This is a genomic window from Microcystis sp. M49636_WE2 (assembly GCF_030065375.1).
GTDB classification, from domain to species: Bacteria; Cyanobacteriota; Cyanobacteriia; order Cyanobacteriales; family Microcystaceae; genus Microcystis; species Microcystis aeruginosa_C.
Genome location: NZ_JASJFG010000219.1, coordinates 1 through 1,412 on the forward strand (window position 1 = coordinate 1; position 1,412 = coordinate 1,412).

Consider the following 1,412-nt stretch of genomic DNA (forward strand, 5'->3'; position numbering starts at 1 on the left):
CAGGGTAGTTTCTCCCGTTTTCCCGTGCAGACGGTTCTCTGTATCATCGCTTCCGGTTTAACGGCGGTTTACTTTGTTATCCTGCTTAATCGCACCTGTTTTGGTAAATTGGATAATAAACTTGCCTACTATCCCAAAGTCCTGAAATCGGAAACTATACCCGCTTTTGTCCTAATGGTATTAATCGTCTTTTTAGGCATTCAACCCAATTATTTAGTCCGTTGGATTGAACCCACCACTAACTCGATGGTTGCCAGCTTATCGGGGGAAGCAAAACCTAGTTTTGTCTTCAAAAAATCTCCGCAAAAGTCCTCAAAAACCAACTGGTTGAATCGGGGTAAATTTTTGAGTAATAGTTAGTTATCCCTTGCTGTTTCCGAATTATTGTAACCGCTGCTAATTACTTTACCTAAAACTATGACTGGGACATTAATCAAAGCCAAAATTCCCCCTTCTAATCACGAATTCGCCGACATTATCCACCGTTTAGAAGCGGGTGGATCCATGTTGCCGGATACTCCCGAAAACCTGATGCAAATTATCGGCATTTATAAAGCTTATGCCGTGCCGATGGATTTTTATTGGCGAGATCTGCTCTATATTGCCGAACGAGTTTTCCTCGATCCTTTGCCCTTTTTTAAATATTTTCTACCCCAAGAATACCTAGACCTACAAAATCATTACGCTGGCGATAATGCCGATTTACGCATCTGGCGCGGTACGGGTTCCGCTCACCCTGAATTGTTAGAATTCATGGATAAAGGTAAAACCAGAAAAATGCCCAGATTAATCCATCACCTCTGGCATGACCGCGTTAATATGGAATTTGCTGAAGCTTGTATGCAAGCTATGTTGTGGCATGGCCGCGATATGGGTTGGGGTTTATTTGATGCCTATCTCGATTCAGAAGAATATCGCCAAAATGCCGACCGCGCTATTAAGGCCTATTTCAAGAAAAACCCGGTGATGATGAAACTTTATGACCTGTTCCCCGATATGTTTTTGGAACAGGTGCGGATGATGTCCTACTACTCCAATTTAGGACTATTCTGGGAAGTGATGGCCCCGGTATTTTTCGAGATGTCTGATATCTACGATGAAGGCGGCTTTAAAGGTGTTCCTGATGCCATGAATTTCCTCGTTAATGGCATTTTTGCCATCGCTGGCCGGCCGATTTATCATCACGTTTATATTGATGGTCAATGCTACGAAATTATCCCCAAATCAAAGGCTTTTACTTGGCTTTATGAAGCGGCTTTACCCTATGTGGAAGCGGTCTTTTATCGTACTGCTCCCTTCCGGGGTACAAAGTCTTATAATGCCCAAGCAAAACAGGTTCCTGACGAACAAAAAGACTTTCACTATGGCATTCTTTATGCGGATGTTTTCCCCGTGGGTACTGCGGGAATTCC

1 protein-coding gene and 1 pseudogene are annotated in these 1,412 nt (G+C 43.2%); both read left to right on the plus strand.

The annotated features are described in order from the left end of the window. A pseudogene (locus tag PX484_RS04965) lies at window positions 1–360 on the plus strand (NAD(P)H-quinone oxidoreductase subunit D4); the annotation flags it as partial. Window positions 361–417: 57 nt separating this feature from the next. Further along, window positions 418–1,412, plus strand: a 995-nt coding sequence (locus PX484_RS04970; protein ID WP_288103060.1) for a CO2 hydration protein, incomplete at its 3' end; no start/stop codon positions are given.